The organism is Streptomyces sp. GL_148 (assembly GCF_057834205.1).
The window spans coordinates 5462007-5478974 of sequence record NZ_CM174396.1 but is presented as its reverse complement, the minus strand read 5'-3'; the positions used below and the strand labels follow the sequence as shown (position 1 = coordinate 5478974).

At 68.8% G+C, this 16968-nt stretch carries 9 protein-coding genes; 6 read left to right on the top strand and 3 right to left on the bottom strand.

The genetic code is table 11. The features are described from left to right. Positions 1 to 124 precede the first annotated feature (124 nt). The 3 genes from AC3IYI_RS25365 to AC3IYI_RS25355 are packed head-to-tail and all read left to right on the top strand — an operon-like array spanning position 125 to position 1502. Entirely contained in the window at positions 125 to 658 is a 534-nt protein-coding gene (locus AC3IYI_RS25365) for a MarR family winged helix-turn-helix transcriptional regulator (protein WP_489411660.1), read from the top strand. 47 nt (positions 659 to 705) lie between these two features. Then, positions 706 to 1254 (top strand): sigma factor-like helix-turn-helix DNA-binding protein, encoded by a 549-nt coding sequence (locus tag AC3IYI_RS25360; RefSeq protein ID WP_489405890.1) that lies wholly within the window; start codon positions 706 to 708, stop codon positions 1252 to 1254. Next, positions 1251 to 1502: a hypothetical protein gene (locus tag AC3IYI_RS25355; protein ID WP_489405889.1), complete on the top strand. Its 252-nt coding sequence runs from the start codon at positions 1251 to 1253 to the stop codon at positions 1500 to 1502. The genes AC3IYI_RS25360 and AC3IYI_RS25355 overlap by 4 nt, the downstream gene beginning before the upstream one ends. A gap of 16 nt (positions 1503 to 1518) precedes the next feature. On the opposite strand, the gene AC3IYI_RS25350 is transcribed toward AC3IYI_RS25355, so the two are convergent. Next, positions 1519 to 1980, bottom strand: coding sequence for a hypothetical protein (locus tag AC3IYI_RS25350; RefSeq protein ID WP_489405888.1), 462 nt, complete (start codon positions 1978 to 1980; stop codon positions 1519 to 1521). 182 nt (positions 1981 to 2162) lie between these two features. Continuing rightward, on the bottom strand, positions 2163 to 3320 hold the full coding sequence (locus tag AC3IYI_RS25345; RefSeq protein ID WP_389695664.1) for a cystathionine gamma-synthase: 1158 nt from the start codon (positions 3318 to 3320) through the stop codon (positions 2163 to 2165). Between the two features lie 175 nt (positions 3321 to 3495). On the opposite strand from AC3IYI_RS25345, the gene AC3IYI_RS25340 reads away from it, so the two are divergent. Continuing rightward, positions 3496 to 4608 (top strand): hypothetical protein, encoded by a 1113-nt coding sequence (locus AC3IYI_RS25340; protein ID WP_489405887.1) that lies wholly within the window; start codon positions 3496 to 3498, stop codon positions 4606 to 4608. 144 nt (positions 4609 to 4752) lie between these two features. On the opposite strand, the gene AC3IYI_RS25335 is transcribed toward AC3IYI_RS25340, so the two are convergent. Beyond that, positions 4753 to 9051, bottom strand: a complete 4299-nt coding sequence (locus AC3IYI_RS25335; RefSeq protein WP_489405886.1) for a ricin-type beta-trefoil lectin domain protein — start codon at positions 9049 to 9051, stop codon at positions 4753 to 4755. 779 nt (positions 9052 to 9830) lie between these two features. Here AC3IYI_RS25335 and AC3IYI_RS25330 point away from each other — a divergent pair. Together AC3IYI_RS25330 and AC3IYI_RS25325 are read left to right on the top strand one after the other, a co-directional pair. Further along, positions 9831 to 16658 (top strand): polymorphic toxin-type HINT domain-containing protein, encoded by a 6828-nt coding sequence (locus AC3IYI_RS25330; protein WP_489405885.1) that lies wholly within the window; start codon positions 9831 to 9833, stop codon positions 16656 to 16658. Further along, on the top strand, positions 16655 to 16924 hold the full coding sequence (locus AC3IYI_RS25325; protein ID WP_489405884.1) for a hypothetical protein: 270 nt from the start codon (positions 16655 to 16657) through the stop codon (positions 16922 to 16924). Before AC3IYI_RS25330 ends, AC3IYI_RS25325 begins: the two co-directional genes overlap by 4 nt. Positions 16925 to 16968: the final 44 nt, after the last annotated feature.

Sequence of the window (16968 nt, the reverse complement as noted above, 5' to 3'; positions counted from 1 at the left end):
GACGGCCCGTAGTCGCCGTTTCGCCGCTGCCGTATCAGTTCTTGTACGAGGAGTACGAGCCGTCGCACGGCCGCGTACTCTGTCCCCCATCCTTGTCGGCCCCATGCGAAGAGAGCCCACGGCCATGCCCTCCACCCCGGCCAGTTCCGACCTGCCCGCGCCGGCCGGCGCGCCCGCCGAAGCCGGTCTCCTCGACGCGCTCCAGCACCAGGTGGCGGTCTTCGCCCGGCGCGCCGAGCAGACCCGCCTGGGCGGCGTCGGCCAGGCCCGCAACTCCATGGACCGGGCCGCGTACCTGCTGCTGAACCGGCTCGACCTGGAAGGCCCGATGGGCGTCAAGGCGCTCGCCGGCGGGATGGGCATCGACTCCTCCACCGTCACCCGCCAGGTCGCCCCGCTCGTCGACAGCGGCCTGGTCAAGCGGACTTCGCACCCCGAGGACGGGCGGGCCGTCGTGCTCGCCCTGTCCGCGCGCGGGCTGGCGCGGCTGGAGGAGGTCCGCTCCTCGCGGCGCGAGCTGATGGCCCGGGTGACGGACGGCTGGGACGAGGAGGAGCGCGAGGCGTTCACCGGTCTGCTGACCCGTTTCAACGTCTCGCTGTCCGAGCTGATGTCGGCCGGCTCCGAGCCCGGGTCCGAGGCCGGTCCCGCCTCCTGACGCCGGACCCCTTCCGAGGCGGTCCCTCCGGCCGCACTATGAGGTTTGTGGACTACCGACCGGGCCCCTACGCGGAGTTCGAAGCCTTCGTCGCGGGAGCGGCGGGGCGGCTCCTGCGCGTCGCGATCCTGCTGACGGCGGAGCCCGCGACGACCACGGCCGACGCCCGGTCCGACACGCGGTCCGACACGCGGTCCGACGCCCCGGCCCCGTCCGACGCCACCGCCGCGGCCGAAGCCCCCGCCGCGCGCGGGCTGCTCGGCGGCGCGCTGGCCCGTACGTACGCCAACTGGCGCAGGCTGCGCGGGGACGACCCGTACGACTACACCCGCCAGGAGCTGTGCGCCGCCTTCGCCCGCACCGGCCGCCGCCACCACGGGGGCAGCGGGGTGCTCGGGCGGCTGGGCCCGCTGGAGCGGCTCGTCGTGGTGCTGCGGCTCTACGAAGGGGTCGCGGAGGAAGTCACGGCCGCGCAGCTGGGGCTGACGCCCGAGCGGGTACGGACCCTGTGCGACCGGGCCGTCGCCGACCTGCGCACCCGTCCCGAAGCCGCCCCCGGCCCCCGGCCGGACACCCGCCGCCAGGAGGCGGCATGAGTCGCCCCGATCCCATGGAAGCCCAGGTCAAGCGGCTGCTGGAGGGCCCCTACCCGGCGGTGCCGGCCGACCTCGCGGCGGGCGCGGCCGCGCGCGGCGACCGGCTGCTGCGCCGCCGCCGGACCGTGCGGCGGATCGGCTGGGCCCTGCTGTGGGCGGCGGCGGTGGCCTTCATCGTCTGGGCCTCCCTGAGCCACCCCTGGGCCACCCCGCCGGCCGACGTCTCCCCTCCCCTGGAGGGCTGGTAGCCCCCTCGGGGGGCGACTACTGCACGACGAGCGCGACCTGCAGCGAGGCCGAGGTCTTGGTGACCGTCACGTTGGCGTTGCCCTTGACGGCCTGGACACCCAGCGGGGACCTCTGCACGTCGTATCCAGCGGATACGAGGTCGGTGGCGTAGGCGGCGAACGCGGAGTTCGTGTCCGAGGTGGTGTAGGTGAGGACGTAGGCGCCCGTGGTACCGGTGACCGAGGTCAGCTCGCCCTGGGGCAGGGGGAGGTCGGCGGGGAGGTCCGAGGGCTTCTGCTTGCCGTTGACCACGACGCTCGGCGCGGCACTGGGGGTGGGATTGTCACTGCCGCCTGCCGCGGGGGTGCTCGCCGCGGCGGAGGGCGACGAGCTTCCCTTGCTCTCCGATGGGTCAGAGGTCGTCTGCGAGCAGGCGGTGAGGCCGAACCCGGCGATGGCCACGGCGGTGAGCAGACGTGCGACGTACTTCTTGGGCATGGCGGCAGCCAATCTCGTCAAGGTTGTGTGAGCCAAGCGAGATTGGCATAACAAAACTGACTTCGACCAGCGAAATCCGGCCTTTCGGCGGCGAGTTGATTGACGTCACACACACTGCGTGGCGGCAACAGCGAGGCCGCAGCTCCCCCGGGAGCTGCGGCCTCGTGGGGTCTGGCCCCGGTCTAGCCCAGCGCCTGCGTCAGGTCGGCCAGCAGGTCGTCGGCGTTCTCGATGCCGACCGACAGGCGGACCAGGTCGCCCGGGACCTCCAGGGCCGAGCCGGCCACCGAGGCGTGGGTCATGCGGCCCGGGTGCTCGATGAGGGACTCGACGCCGCCGAGGGACTCGCCCAGGGTGAAGATCTTGGTCCGGTCGCAGATCGCGACGGCCTCCTCCTCGCCGCCGGTGACCCGGAAGGAGATCATGCCGCCGAAGTTGCGCATCTGCTTGGCGGCGATCTCGTGGCCCGGGTGCTCGGGCAGACCCGGGTAGAGGACCGTGTGGACCTTGGGGTGACGGACCAGCATCTCGGCGATCTTGCCCGCGTTCTCCGCGTGCCGGTCCATGCGGACGGCCAGCGTCTTGATGCCGCGCAGCACCAGCCAGGAGTCGAAGGGACCGGCCACCGCACCCATGGCGTTCTGGTGATAGGCCAGTTCCTCGCCCAGCGCCGCGTCGGCGGCGACGAGCGCGCCGCCGACGACGTCGGAGTGGCCGCCCATGTACTTGGTCAGCGAGTGCACGACCACGTCCGCGCCGAGCGCGAGGGGCTGCTGCAGGTAGGGGGACGCGAAGGTGTTGTCCACGACCAGCTTGGCGCCGGCCGTCCGCGCGATGTCGGCCACGACGGCGATGTCCGTGATGCCGAGCAGCGGATTGGAGGGGGTCTCGACCCAGATGACCTTGGTCTTCGGGGTGATCGCGGCCCGTACGGACGCCGGGTCGGAGGTGTCGGCGACCGACCACTCGACGCCCCAGCGGGAGACGACCTTCGCGAAGAGGCGGAAGGTGCCGCCGTACGCGTCGTTCGGGATGACCACGTGGTCGCCCGGGGAGAGCAGCGTACGCAGCAGGCAGTCCTCGGCGGCGAGCCCGGACGCGAAGGCGAGGCCGCGCCGGCCGCCCTCCAGCGCCGCGAGGTTCTCCTCCAGCGCGGTCCGGGTCGGGTTGCCGCTGCGGCTGTACTCGTAACCGCCGCGCAGTCCGCCGACGCCGTCCTGCTTGTACGTGGACACCTGGTAGATCGGGGGCACGACCGCGCCGGTCAGCGGGTCCGCCGTATTGCCCGCGTGGATGGCGCGGGTCTCGAAGCTCTGGTGCTCGTGGCTGTCGTCGCTCATGGTCCCGATGCTATGCCCCGTCCGGGCCCGGCGCGGCCCCGCCTCCGGGGAGCTCGCAGGGGTATCGGGAGGGGTACGCGGAGGGGTACGGGGAGAGGGCCGGCGGGAAGACCGTTTCGCGTCCTCCTTTGCCTCCTATTGGCCATTCCCGGGGTGGGTCTGGTTCGCTGGGGGGATGGAGATTCTGTGGTTCCTGCTCGCGATGGCCCTGCTCTTGGCCGCCGTCGGACCGATCCTGCGGCGCAGGCGCGGCGGACTGCGCCTGGTCACGCCCGGGAGCCCGGACGCCGCCGACCCGGCGGACTACGGATTCGCCCTCCAGGAAGAGCTCGACGTCCGGATCCCCGGCCCCGACCCGGACCTGATGGACGCCCTCGACCACGTGCGGCGGACCGGCCAGTGGCAGGCCGCCTCCCAGCTGCTGGCCGGCACCCCCCGGGAGGGCGAGGTGCGCTGGCAGCGCGTCCAGGCCTTCGCCGGATCGGCGGCGCTGGAGCTCTCCCGGGAGCCCGGGGCCGGGGCGCGGTGGCTGAAGGCGTGGCGGCTGGAGGCGCCGAAGGACGCGGGCGGCGCACAGGTGCACGCCGAGCTGCTGGCGCAGCAGATGTGGCGGCGCCCGGAGGGCATGAGCGAGGGCGGAGACGACGTACGGATCATCGCGGAGGAGGCCCGGGAGTCCTGCCACAAGGCCGCGCTGCTCGCCCCCGGCGACCCGGTCCCGTACATCGTCGAGCTGTCCGTGGCCCGCATGCTGCACTACTCGGAGCCCGAGTACGACGCCCTCTGGGCGAAGATCATCGACCGGGCGCCGCAGCACATGGGCGCCCACCTGGCGGCACTGAACTACTGGTGCGAGAAGTGGCACGGCTCCCGGGAGAAGGCCGACGCCTTCACCCACCACGCGGCGGCCCGCGCCCCGCAGGGCTCCCTGCTGGCGGCGCTCCCCCTCTTCGCCCTGTACGAGCACGTCCCGGACGTGGTCCTGATCCGCAGCTTCCACCAGAGCGCGTCCGTGACCCGGGCGGTGGAGGGCGCCCTGTACGCGGTCCACAGCGCGCGTCCCGACGACCCGATGCTGGCGCACGTACGCCACCTGCTCATCCTCTTCCTGGTCGGCGGCGAGCGCTGGGCCGAGGCGATGGACCAGATCCGCCACGTCGACGGCTACGTGGGCGCCCTCCCCTGGTCCGCCGACCCGGACCCGGCGGCCTCGTACGCCATCTACCGCGCCCTGGCCGTGGCCGGCTACGAAGCCAACGGCGGCTCCCCGGCGACGCTGCCGCACTGACGGGCACGCGCGGACACCCACCGACGAATACAGGCACATACGGCGACGGCCGCCCCTCCCGGACGGGAGGGGCGGCCGTTGTTCTGCCGTGGTGGCGCCGGTGTCAGCGGCTCTGCCGCCGGCTACCGGGTGCTACCGGGTGGGTCAGGGTGCCGCGTCCAGGGTGGGGATGGGGAGGGGCGCGGTGCCCAGGGTCATGACGGTCCAGCGCTGGGCATCCGTGCCGTTGCAGTCGAACAGCCAGAGCTGATGGCCCGGCGTGGTGTCGAAGTTGCCGAGGTCCATGCACCGGCCGGAGACCGGGTTGTAGATCGAGCCGTCGGCACGGGGCACGAAGATCTGGGCCGGCGTCGGAGTACCGCCACAGGTCCGCAGTTCGAGCGGGGTGGTGTTGCCCGTTCCCGCGTTGGTCGCGTTCACGCACTTGCCCTGGATCCGCAGCGAACCGTCGCCCCGGACCTCGAAGTCCTGGGCGACCGAGCCGTTGCAGCCCGTGATCTGGATCGGGTTGCCGTCATCGGTGCGGGCGTAGTCGTTGTCCACGCAGGAGCCCGGAGCCGCGGTCATCGAGATCCGGCCCACGGTCGCCGGGGCGGTGGGGGCGGCCGCGTAGGGGTAGGCGGCGAAATTGCTGACGCCGCCGTTGAGGACGTCCGCGTTGGCCCCGGAGACCTTGTAGCGGCCGAAGACGATCGAACCGCTGGGGGCGGGGCTGGTGTTGGCCGCGTGGTGTCCGGTGCTGGCCAGGACGCCGTTGACGTAGAGCCTCATCAGACCGCTGCCGGCGTTGTAGACGGCGGTCAGACGGGTCCAGGCGTCAACGGTCCACCGGGCGTTCTGGTTGGCCACGCCGGTGTAGTCGAAGGGCCAGCCTCCGCCCTGCGCGTTGGCCAGGGCGAAGTGCCACTGACCGGAGTTCTTGTCGCCGTAGATCATGAACGAGCTGTTCTGCGTGCCGTCCTGGCTGACGATCATGCTCGTCGTGGGCCCCGTGTGCTTGGCCCAGGTGGTGATGGTGAAGTCCTTACGGGTGTCGACACCCGTGTTCGTACCGGAGGCGGTGATGGTGGCCCCGGCACCGCCGAACGACGCGTAGGGAGTGCTGCGGCCTTCGATGGTCGCGGTGGGGAAGGTGACGGCACCCGCGACGGTGGCGGGGAACTGGTTGCCGCCCGCGCTCGGCGTCTTGCCGGCCGCCACCGCGTTCAGCTTCCACTGGTGGGTGGGGGTGTTGAGGTTGCCCTGGAGGGTGAAGGTGGTGGTGACTCCGGAGACGGCGGGGTAGCCGCTGGTGACGTTGCCGACGCCGTTGAAGGCGACGAGCTGCTGTTCCTTGTCCACGGCCCAGAGGTCGGGGATGTTGTCGCCGGTGAGGTCGCCGTCGGAGCCGACGCGGGGGTAGCGGACGGGGTCGATCTTGCCGGTGATGAGGCCGGCGGCCGGGTTGGTGGCCGCAGTCAGGACCGGGTTGTCGGCGGTGCCGCCCGTGAGGCTGAAGGCGTGCAGTGTGCCGCCGTCGGCCTTGTTACGGGCCCACAGCGTCGGGAAGTTGGTGCCCTTGGCGCGGCCCGGGGTGATCAGCTCGTAGCCGCCCCACGTGGTGTCGTTGGCGGAGAGCAGGTACACCGTGGAGTCGAGCTGGTTGGTGGCGCCGGGTATGCCGAGCCAGAGGCGGCCGTTCTCCACGAAGAGGAGGGAGCTCTGGGGCAGGGAGCCCGGAAGGCCTGCCTTGCTGTCACCGCCGACGGAGCCGTAGGCCGCGATCTGGGTGACGTTGGTCCAGTTGGTGGTGCCGTAGCCGTGAGCGGCGCAGTCGATGGCGGTGAAGTCGGCCTTGGCGCAGGAGGTGGGCTTGGTGACGTTGATGGGTGCCTGGCCGTCGACGAGGCCGGTGTTGTTGTTGGTGAAGTTGTAGAGGTTGGGCTTGCCCGGTTCGTGGGCGAGGAGGTCGTCGACGTTCTTGTTGCCGAGGCTGCCGCGGTGGGTGAGCTGGATGCCGTTCCAGCCGTTGCCGCTCACGCTGGAGCGGGCGAGGGCCACGGGCGAGGACGCCGGGTCGCCGCCGCCGTTGATCTGGCGGATGTTGCCGGCGGAGTCGGCGAGGACGACGTCGGCCTTCTTGTCACCGTTGATGTCACCGAAGATCGGCGCGGGGCTGTTCGGGTTCGACGGAACGTAGAAGCTGTGGACGACGGGCTGGGACATGTTGCCCGCGTTGTCCTGCGTCTGCAGGTACAGGTAGTTCGTACCCCAGGCGCGCGGGGTGTACTTGATCGTCGCCTTACCGTCGGTGGTGAAGGTCTTCACGATCTTCGGGTCGGCGTCGGTGCAGTTCCAGTCGGAAGCCGCCGCCACCGGGTCGGTGGTCCAGCGGGCGCAGGCCAGGCCCGAGCTGCGGTTGGTACCGGTCGCCGGCGCGTTGTCGGCACCGGCGAGGGTGAAGGTGCCCTCCTCGTCGACGCGCTTGGGGTGAGCGCCGGTGGTGCCGGAGAGCGGGAAGTCGGTCGAGGTCACGGCCGCGGACGGCGGGGTCCGGTCGATGCGGAAGAAGCACCAGTTGCTCTCGGTGCTGGTCAGCGTGTCGTCCGTGGTGCGCGAGGTCCAGCCGTACTGGTGGCCTTCGATGAGCGTGCCGGCGTTGACGACGGCGTCGCCCGCGGAGCCGTTCCAGCCGGTCTGGTGCCACACGGAGGCACCGGCGGCGTCGTCGTCCCAGATCTGGAAGGTCGTCTGGAGCTGGCGGCCGGTGGGCGACCAGGTCTCGGACGTCAGGGACACGTTGGTGTTGGCACCGATCCAGCCCGGGTTGTCCCAGGGCTGGGCCGCACCCGGGGTGGTGCAGGCGGAGTAGGTGCCGGTACCGGCGAAGCCCGGGGTGGGGCTGGTGCGCGGGCTGCCGATGTGGGGCGCGAAGTCGTACGTGGTGACGATGCGCGGGGTGTTGTTGAACCGCTGGCGGTAGTACATATTGCCTTCGTCGTCCGGCGCAAAGCCGAACGTGAAGGTCGACCAGCGGCCGGAGGCGGCGTTCTTCATCTGGCCGGTGACGTCGTACTGGATCTCACCGGTGCCCGACATCCAGACGCCACCGATCTTGGTGCAGCCGCCCATGCGCGAGTACCTGTCGCAGGGCTGCTGGTTCCAGCTCGTGGGGCTGCTGATGCCCGTGGGGCTGTGGTAGAGGCCCATCGGGGTGGACGTGCTGGGGCTGGAGGAGGAGACGACGGTGGCGTAGAGCCGCGCGTCGAGGACCTCGGCGCCGTGGATGCCCGAGTTGATGCCGATCTGGAAGTACGCGCGCGTGCGGCCCTTCCGTTCGCACGTCGAGTACCCGCAATATCCGGCGGCGGGCGTGTTCTGGCCGTCCGTGGTGCCGTTGAACTCGTTGGTGTCCGGGTACGCCTCCTGCACCTGCGACCACGCCTGGTTGGCGCTGTTCGCGGTGGGGTTGACGCCCGGGTCGATGTACCAGGGGCCGGTGCCCTGGCCGAGGAGGGAGGTGTCGGGGATCAGGTCGATGCCGGTGGCATCGGCCTTGACGGCGATCGGCTTGACGTTGGCGGTGTCGCCGGGGGCGTCTGCGCTGGAGGCGATGACCCGGTCGGCCGCGGCCGGCGGCGGGGCGTCGGTACCGCTCGCGGCCGCGGACTTGCCGCTCTTGCTGCCGCCCTGCGGGACGGCAGTCGCCTCGGTGGTGGCCTTCTTCGTGGAGTCCCACATGAAGGAGGTCGGGCTGGTGAAGCGGGCCTTGCCCTGGGCGTCGTTGAAGCTGATGTTGCCCGCCGCGTCCGCGGTGGTCTTCAGCCCGGGGGCGTCGACGCCGAGGCGGATCTTCTTCAGCGCCGGGTTGGCTGCGGCCTGAGCGGTGTGGACGATCAGGACCTGGCTCCAGCCGCCGAGCTGGGTCGCGGTCAGGCGCAGGTCGACGTCGGGCAGGACGTTCTTGTAGAGCGCGTCATTGCCCTCGAGGACCGGCTTGGGCAGCTTGAAGGGCGTCTTGAAAGCCAGCTTCTTGCCGTCGGCCGTGGTCATCGTCGCCATCGGCCCCGTGCCACCACCGGAGATACTCAACGGGGAGGGAACGACCGCCGGGGATATGGTCCCGTCGGCGTTCACCCGGAGCGTCGTATCGATCGCCCGCCAGGACCCGTTGGCTTGTTTCACCCGCTCGGGCGCCGAGGCGGCGTCCACGGTGAGGGTGCCGGCCGGGTTGGCGAACGTCTGCGAGTTCCCGGTCGTCAGGTGCTCGATGACCACGCGCTTGCCACTGCTCTTCGCCTGCGCCAGGGCCGCGTTCACGGCCTTCTCCTGGGCGGTCGGCGCGGGCTTGGGCGTCGAAGCCGGCCAGTTGCTGTCGGCCGGCCCGTTCGAGGCGAAGGCGCCCGGGGCGGTGATCAGCCCGGCCCCGAGGGACAGCACTACGGCGCCTGCGACGGGAAGCATCGCGGCCGAGAATGCCCGCCGACGCCGGAGGGCCCCCGGTCTGGCGTCGAATGATGAAGAAGATGGCCTCATGGGCAGAGGTCCTCGCTATGCGCGTCGGTGAACGAAGGTCACGCGCACGGTCCTTGCTGGCCGAAAATCTGTCAACATTTCGCCAGGGCAATATGCCTGGTTCAGATCAATACATGTCACATTGGGCGCCAAGTGACATTGATCATGTAGGGAAATGTTAAGAAAAATTATGTGAGCAGATCTCCCTTTCCTTAAGGTGCGCTGTCCGGACTGCCTCAGAACCGGACTTTGTCATTCCTTTTTGTGGGGGGATTTTGTTGTCTCGTCAGGGTGGTTTGCTTTCGCGCGCGCGCGCGAGACGGCCACGTGTTGCGATGGTCGCCGCGCTCGCGGTGCTCATCTCCGGCCTGGGCTTGCCCGCGGTCGAAGCGGTGGCGAAGCCACCGAAGGTGTGGGTGCCGCCGAATACGGCGCTCCCACAGACCAAACCCGTCAAGGGCTCGAATGCCAAGCCCGTCAACGCCAAGGCGCCGGTCGGTAAGGCGTGGGCCCCGGACGCGAAGGCGAAAGCCCCTTCCGGCGCTGCGACCGTTCCGCTCGGCATTGCGGGCGGGTCGACAAACCCGGCCGGGGGGAAATCGGTTCAGGCCGGCACTCTGCCGGTCTGGGTTGCTCCTGTTAAGAGCCCGAAGCGTTCGGCAAAGTTGTCGGAACTCGCGACTTCCGGTTCCGCTTCCGGATCCGGTGAGGGTTCGCTGCGGGTTGAGGTGAAGGACGAGGCGAAGACGCGTGCGGCTGGTGTCGGGGGCGTCCTCGTCGCTCTGACCGATGCGGCGGGCAGTGCTTCGTCCGGCAAGGTCCAGGTCGGTTTCGACGTCTCGGCGTGGTCGAAGACGACCGGTGCGAACTGGGGCGACCGTGCACGTGTCGTGCGACTTCCCGACTGTGCGCTGACGACCCCTGGCGCGAAGGGCTGCACGGCCCGTACGCCGGTCGCTTCCCACAAGGATGCGTCGGGTCGTCTGGTTGCGGAGGTGGACGCCCCCAAGGCGGTGTCCGCCAAGACGAGTACGTTGAAGTCGGCGCCGTCGGATGCTCCGCAGATGCTGGCTTCGCAGGCCGTGGCCCTCGCCGTGGAGGCGGGTCCGTCGGGTGCGAGTGGTGACTTCAGCGCAACGCCGATTGCGCCGTCCATGTCGTGGCAGGCCGGCGCGAACGCCGCGAACTTCACCTACGGCTACACGGTAGAGGTCCCGTCCGCCATCGCGGGCGCGGGCCCGGATGTGGGCCTGGGCTACGACTCGTCCTCCATCGACGGCCGTACCGCATCCACGAACGCGCAGGCATCTGGTTTCGGTGAGGGTTGGGACTGGAGTCCTGGTTCGATCTCCCGTACCTACAAGGGCTGCAAGGATGCGGGGATAGCGGAGTCGGGTGACGAGTGCTGGGCCGGGGACATCCTGTCCCTGAACCTGGCAGGCCACGCTGGCCAGATCGTCCGCGACGACACGTCGTGCGTGTATCACCTTCAGGGTGAGGACGGCACGAAGATCGAGCGTCTGACCGGGCAGCGCAACGCCGCCTGGAAGGGCGAGGGCTTCAAGGTCACCACGACCGACGGAACCCAGTACTACTTCGGCTCCAACCGCCTGCCCGGCGGGGACGGCACCGACCCGGAGGCCAAGTCGGTTTCCACGGTGCCGGTGTATTTCAACAGTGGTCAGGACAAGTGCCTGGGCGCTGACACTCCTGCGAACGGCACCTGGCAGCAGCTGGGCTGGCAGTGGAACCTCGACTACGTCGTGGACCCGCACCAGAACCTGGTCTCCTACCGCTACGAGCAGGAAGACAACTTCTACGGGCGTGGTGGCGGCCAGAACGGCGGCACCGGCACCAACACGAAGTACCAGCGCGGCTCCTACCCGACCTGGATCGGCTACGGCCAGCGCCTGCCCGAGGCAAAGCCGGCCGTTCAGATCAACATCAAGAACGCGGAACGCTGCGTCGTGATCGGGACGGTCACCTGCACGGACACCGCCCAGCGGATCAAGGCGAACGCCGCTTCCTGGCCGGACACTCCGATCGACCAGGAATGCCCGGCGACCGGCCAGTGCCTGAACCTCTCCCCGACGTATTTCACGACGAAGAAGTTCACCCAGATCGCCACGCAGGTCTGGACGGGCACGGCCTGGCGCACGGTCGACTGGTACGACCTCAAGCACTCCTTCCAGGACCCGGGCGACGGCACGTCCCCGACCTTGTGGTTGGACTCGATCCAGCGCAATGCGACCAACAGCAAGACCGCGATCAAGCTCCCCGCGGTCCTGTTCCAGGCGACGCAGTTCCCCAACCGCGTCGACGGCGTCGTCCGCCGCCCTGACGGTACGGATGCCTCCGCGCCGAGCTACCGGCGTCCGCGGATCCAGACGATCACCACCGAGACCGGCGGCCAGATCAACGTCGCCTACAAGGCCCCCGAATGCTCCCGCCTCGCGGGCACGATGCCGTCCTCCGAGGACGGCAACACGATGGCCTGCATGCCGGTCAAGTGGTACCTGCCCGGACAGTCCTTCGCCGACCCGGTCAACGACTGGTTCAACAAGGTCATCGTCCAGTCCGTGACCCAGCAGGACAAAGTCGGCGGCCAGGTCTCCACGGTCACCGACTACGAGTACGGCGGCGGCATCGCCTGGCACCGCAACGACTCCGAGTTCACCGACCCCAAGACCCGCACCTGGGACCAATTCCGCGGCTACGCCACGGTGACCACCCGCACCGGTAGCGGCAACGCGAGCGAAGCCCCGCGCACCAAGAACGTCACCACCTACCTGCGCGGTATGGACGGCGACGTCCTGGCCAACGGCACCAAGCGCAGCATCAACATCACCGACACACAGGGCGGGACGATCAAGGACGAAGAAGTCCTGTCCGGCTTCGTCCGCCAGACCCAGACCTACGACCGCGACGGCGGAACCGTCGTCTCGGATGAAGTCACCACTCCGTGGATCGGTCCGGTCACCGCAACCCGCGCCCAGTCCGCGGGGATGCCGCCGATCACGGCCCGTGCGCTGAACACGGCGAAGGTCACCACTCGCGCGAAGCTCGCCAACGGAAGCTGGCGCACTGCCGAGCGCTCGTCGACGTATGACACGACGCTCGTCACGCGGCCTCTCCAGGTCGACGACAACAGCGACATCTCCCGCACGGACCAGCGTCTGTGCACCACGTTCGAGTACCCGACCGGCCCGGGCGGCGCGGTCACCGAGATCGCTTCCCGCACCCTGGTCATCTCCGGTGCCTGCGGCCAGACGCCGACCGCCGCGAACACCGTCGGTGACACCCGCTCGTACTTCGACGGTCTGGCCTATGGCCAGGTCGGAGCGACAGCGGACGGCACGGGTACCGAGGTCCTGGAGAAGTACGACGCGACCGGCAAGCCGGTCTACCGTCTCAACTCCGCCTCCACCTACGACGCCTACGGCCGCGTCACCAGCAACACCAACAAGGTCCGCACCGACGCCGCCCACCCCGGCGGCGCCGTCACCACGACCGAGTACGCACCGGCCACCGGAGTGCTGCCGAACACGGTGACGCACACCAACCCGCTGGGCTGGAAGTCGACGACGACCCTCGACATCGGCCGCTCGCAGCCGCTGAAGAGCACCGACGAGAACAACCACGTCGCCGAACGCGAGTACGACGCCCTCGGCCGGGTCACCTCGATCTGGCAGCCGGGCCAGGAACGCGCCAACAGCGCACTCCCGGTGCGCAAGTACTCGTACACGATGAACGGCACGAACGCGCCGTCCGCCGTTCTGAGCCAGGCGCTCATGAACGACAACACCTACACGTCCTCGTATTCGATCTACGACGGCCTCGGCCGGGTCCGCCAGACCCAGGCCACCCCACCCTCCGGTGTCGCCGGCCGGCTGATCACGGACGCGCTGTTCGACTCCCACGGCTGGCAGACCAAAACCAGCGCCGCCTACTACACCGACCAGGGCGCGCCCTCCGCGGCGCTGTTCCTGCCCAACGGCGGCGTCCAGCCCGACAGTAAGATCCCGTTCCAGACCGTCCAGGTCTTCGACGGTCTGGGCCGCGGCACCGCATCCATCTCCCAGTCCTTCGGCGTGGAGCAGTCCCGCTCCACGACCCAGTACCCGGGTGCGGACGAAGTACGTCAGATCCCGCCCGCCGGCGGATTCGCCACGGCGACGATCACCAACGGCACCACCTCGATCCTGCGCCAGTACAAGACCGACACCCCGACCGGTGCGTACGACGACACGACCTACGTGTCCAACAGCCAGGGCAAGGAGCTGTCACGGAAGGACTCCGCCGGCAACGAGTGGACGTTCACGTACGACCTCCTGGGCCGCGTGGTGAAGACCACCGACCCGGACTCGGGTGCCAGCACGACCGTCTACGACGACAGTAGGAGCCTCGCCACCACCACTGACGCCCGCCTCAAGAGCGCCACTTCGGTCAGCGACCTTCTCGGTCGACCCATCGCGACGTACGAGGGCACGGCTGTCGACCCGGCCAAGCAGGTCGGAGCGTTCACCTACGACGGCAAGAAGCTGGGCAAGCCCGACACCACCACCCGCTATGTGGGCGGCAAGACGGGCAGCGCCTACGTCTCGGAGGTCACCGGTTACGACGGCGGCTACCGCCAGCTCGGCAGCAAGGTCACCATCCCGGCGGCGGAGAAGGAGCTGGCCGGCACTTACGAGACGGTCAACACCTACGACGCATTCGGCCAGCTGAAGACGGCAGCCCTGCCCGGCATTCCCAAGGCCGGCCTCGGCGTCGAGACATTGACGTACGGCACCGATGTCGTAGGCAACATGACCTCGCTCGGGGGCAAGATCGGGCTCACCAGGACCCCGTACCTGGTGGACGTGCGCTACGACCCCTACGGGCGGGCCATCCGCAGCACCGTCGGCGACACCGGCATGCAGGTCGTCTCCACGATGGACTACGACGCCGGCAGCGGCCGTCCGGTCCGTTCCACCCTGGACAAGCAGACTGCCGCGACGGCCAGCGTTGATGTCCTGGACTACACCTACAACAAGGTCGGGCACCTGACCTCGATCGGTGACACCCAGGACGGCACCGGCCGTGACCTGCAGTGCTTCACCCACGACTACCTGGGACGCCTGACCCAGGCCTGGACCGACACCGGTACCCAGACCACGGCTGCCGCGCCCAGCGTCCGCGGCATCGGCGGCTGCACCAACGCAGCCGGCCCCGCCGTCGACGGCACGGGCAAGCCCAGCGTGGGCGGTCCTGCCCCGTACTGGCAGCAGTACGAGTACGACCAGATGGGCAACCGCAAGAAACTGGTGAAGAAGGACGTCACCGGCAACGCGGCCAAGGACGTCACGATCAACCAGACGTTCGGCACCGGCCCCAACGTCCCGTCCTCCGACCCCCAGACGGGCGGCGGCACCGGCGGCCCGCACGCGCTGATGACCTCGACCGAGACCGGCCCGTCCGGAACCAAGGTCACCTCCTACACCTACGACCAGTCCGGCAACACCGCCGGCATCACCAACACCGCCGGAACCAAGGCCCTGACCTGGAACGGCCAGGGCAAGATCGACAAGATCGTCGGTACCGGTGAGAGCGCCGGGACCAGCTACCTCTACGACACTGCGGGCAACCAGCTCATCCGCCGCGACCCGACCAGCACCACGCTGAACCTCGGCACTGACCAGATCACCCTGGACACCGCCAGCGGCAAGGTTGCCAACGTCCGCACCTACGGCATGCCCGGCGGCCTGTCCGTCACCCGCACCACCAGCACCACCAGCGGCTCCGCGTTCACCTACCAGAGCTCGGACCACCACGGCACCGGCGGAGTCCAGCTCAAGGCCTCCGACCTCACCCACGTCCGGCGCGCCTCCGACCCGTTCGGCAACGAACGCGGCATCCAGCCCGCCCCCGGCGCCTGGGCCGGAGACAAGGGATTCGTCGGCGGCACCAAGGAGAAGTCCACCGGACTCACCCTCCTAGGCGCCCGCGAATACGACCCCACCACCGGCCGCTTCATCAGCCCCGACCCGATCATCAACGCGGGCAACCCGCAACAGTGGAACGCCTACGCCTATTCCGAGAACGACCCCGTCAACAAGTCCGATGCTTCGGGCCTGGAAAGCTGCTTCGGAGTCGCGTACTGCTCGGGCAGCAACGGCACGGACCTCGGCTCCACGTTCGACCCGAACTTCGGCAAGGACAAGGGCGATCCGGAACCGGACACGTCGGGCCTGGACGAGGCGAACAACAAGGTCACCACGGCCAAGAAGAAGCGCGACAAGCTGATCGACGAAGTCGTCGACATGGTCGGCGACCTTATCGGATACAACGACGCCCGGGACTGCTTCACCAAGGGCGACGTCATGGCCTGCATCAATACGGCCCTGAACTTCGTCCCCTGGGGCAAGCTCGTCAAGGCCGTAAAGATCGGCATCAAGGCCTTCAAGGTCTACAAGGAACTGAACAAGGCCTACGACGCCATCCACGAAGCCGAACGCGGAGCCGCCAAGGCCGCCGAGGCCTACAGCACGGCGAAAAAGGCCTTCAAGGAAGCCCGGGACGCCGAAGCCAAGGCAGCCAAATCCGCATCAGAGAAATCTGCCAAGGAATCGGCCAGCGACAGCGCGGGAACCGACGCCAAGTCGGTGGCAGACGAAGCCGACGCGGCTAAGGCCGATGGCGGCGGAGGCGACGCCCCCACGGCTTCGGGTAAGTGCAACAGTTTCCCCGCGGGGGTGCAGGTCCTGATGGCCGACGGTACGGCCAAGTCCATCGAGGACGTCAAGGACGGCGACGTGGTCATTGCCACCGACCCGCAGACCGGCGAAACCCTCCCCAAGACCGTCACCACTACCATCACCACCCCCGACGACAAGGAATTCACCGACCTCACCCTCACCGACGAGGCAAGCCCTCGCGGCCCGCCGGCGAAGATCACTTCCACCTTCCACCACCCCTACTGGAGCGAAACCCGCCACCAGTGGGTCGACGCCGGCGAACTCACCACCGGTGAACGACTCCGCCAGCCGGGCGGCACCACCCTCACGGTCACGGCGACGCGCAACTACCCCCACGCCGTCACCACCCACAACCTCACCGTCGACGACTTCCACACCTACTATGTGCTCGCAGGCGCCACCCCCGCTCTCGTCCACAACTGCCCGCTTTCCGATGCGACGGACGCCGATCTGACTGCGGCGGCACTTCAGAAAATTCCACCGAAGAAGGGGAAGCCCTGGCAGAACGATTTCCACATGACGGAGGCGGGAAGGGCTCTACAGAAGCACACTGACCCGGTCAAGCGGACTGCGGATCACATCAAGCTGTACGCGCCTTTCCTTCATGGCGCTAATCGGCAGAACGCCTATGCCGCTCTGAATAGAGGTGGAGAGGAACTCGTGGGTGAAATTCTGAGTAGCCCGAACACAACCAGAACCATTAGCTCTGCATCGGCCCATTATGGCGGATCGGTGCTCGAGATCATGGATACCGTGACGAAGCGGGGCGCGCGTTGGAGTCTGCGCGGTGGCGGACTTCAATTCGAGGGCTGGCTATGAGATTTTTCTCCGTTCAAGATCGGAAATTCGCCGCTCTGATCATCCTGAGTGACTACAATGACTTCGATGCAATGGAAGTTGTTGAAATGATCGACGGTGTGCGAGGTGAGCTTCTCCTGGAGTTCAGGTTGGATTCCAACTCGGCTCGCTTGAGCACCATCGGTCCGGAGATCGAGATCCCTCTGCTCAGGGCTTCTCTTGAGATCTTCCGGGAAGAGTTTCTCGCTCCCAGAGAGGCGGCCGGCGTTCCTTGCCCACCGTGGTAGTGGCTGACGCTCGTCCGTAGAAGTCGAAACCCCGCCAGGCCCTC

What these genes read in the sequence shown, in the direction of transcription:
- AC3IYI_RS25365 (WP_489411660.1), top strand. Translation starts at nt 125, where the DNA reads ATGCCCTCCACCCCGGCCAGTTCCGACCTGCCCGCGCCGGCCGGCGCG.
- AC3IYI_RS25355 (WP_489405889.1), top strand. Translation starts at nt 1,251, where the DNA reads ATGAGTCGCCCCGATCCCATGGAAGCCCAGGTCAAGCGGCTGCTGGAG.
- AC3IYI_RS25350 (WP_489405888.1), bottom strand. Translation starts at nt 1,980, where the DNA reads ATGCCCAAGAAGTACGTCGCACGTCTGCTCACCGCCGTGGCCATCGCC.
- AC3IYI_RS25345 (WP_389695664.1), bottom strand. Translation starts at nt 3,320, where the DNA reads ATGAGCGACGACAGCCACGAGCACCAGAGCTTCGAGACCCGCGCCATC.
- AC3IYI_RS25340 (WP_489405887.1), top strand. Translation starts at nt 3,496, where the DNA reads ATGGAGATTCTGTGGTTCCTGCTCGCGATGGCCCTGCTCTTGGCCGCC.
- AC3IYI_RS25335 (WP_489405886.1), bottom strand. Translation starts at nt 9,051, where the DNA reads ATGCTTCCCGTCGCAGGCGCCGTAGTGCTGTCCCTCGGGGCCGGGCTG.
- AC3IYI_RS25325 (WP_489405884.1), top strand. Translation starts at nt 16,655, where the DNA reads ATGAGATTTTTCTCCGTTCAAGATCGGAAATTCGCCGCTCTGATCATC.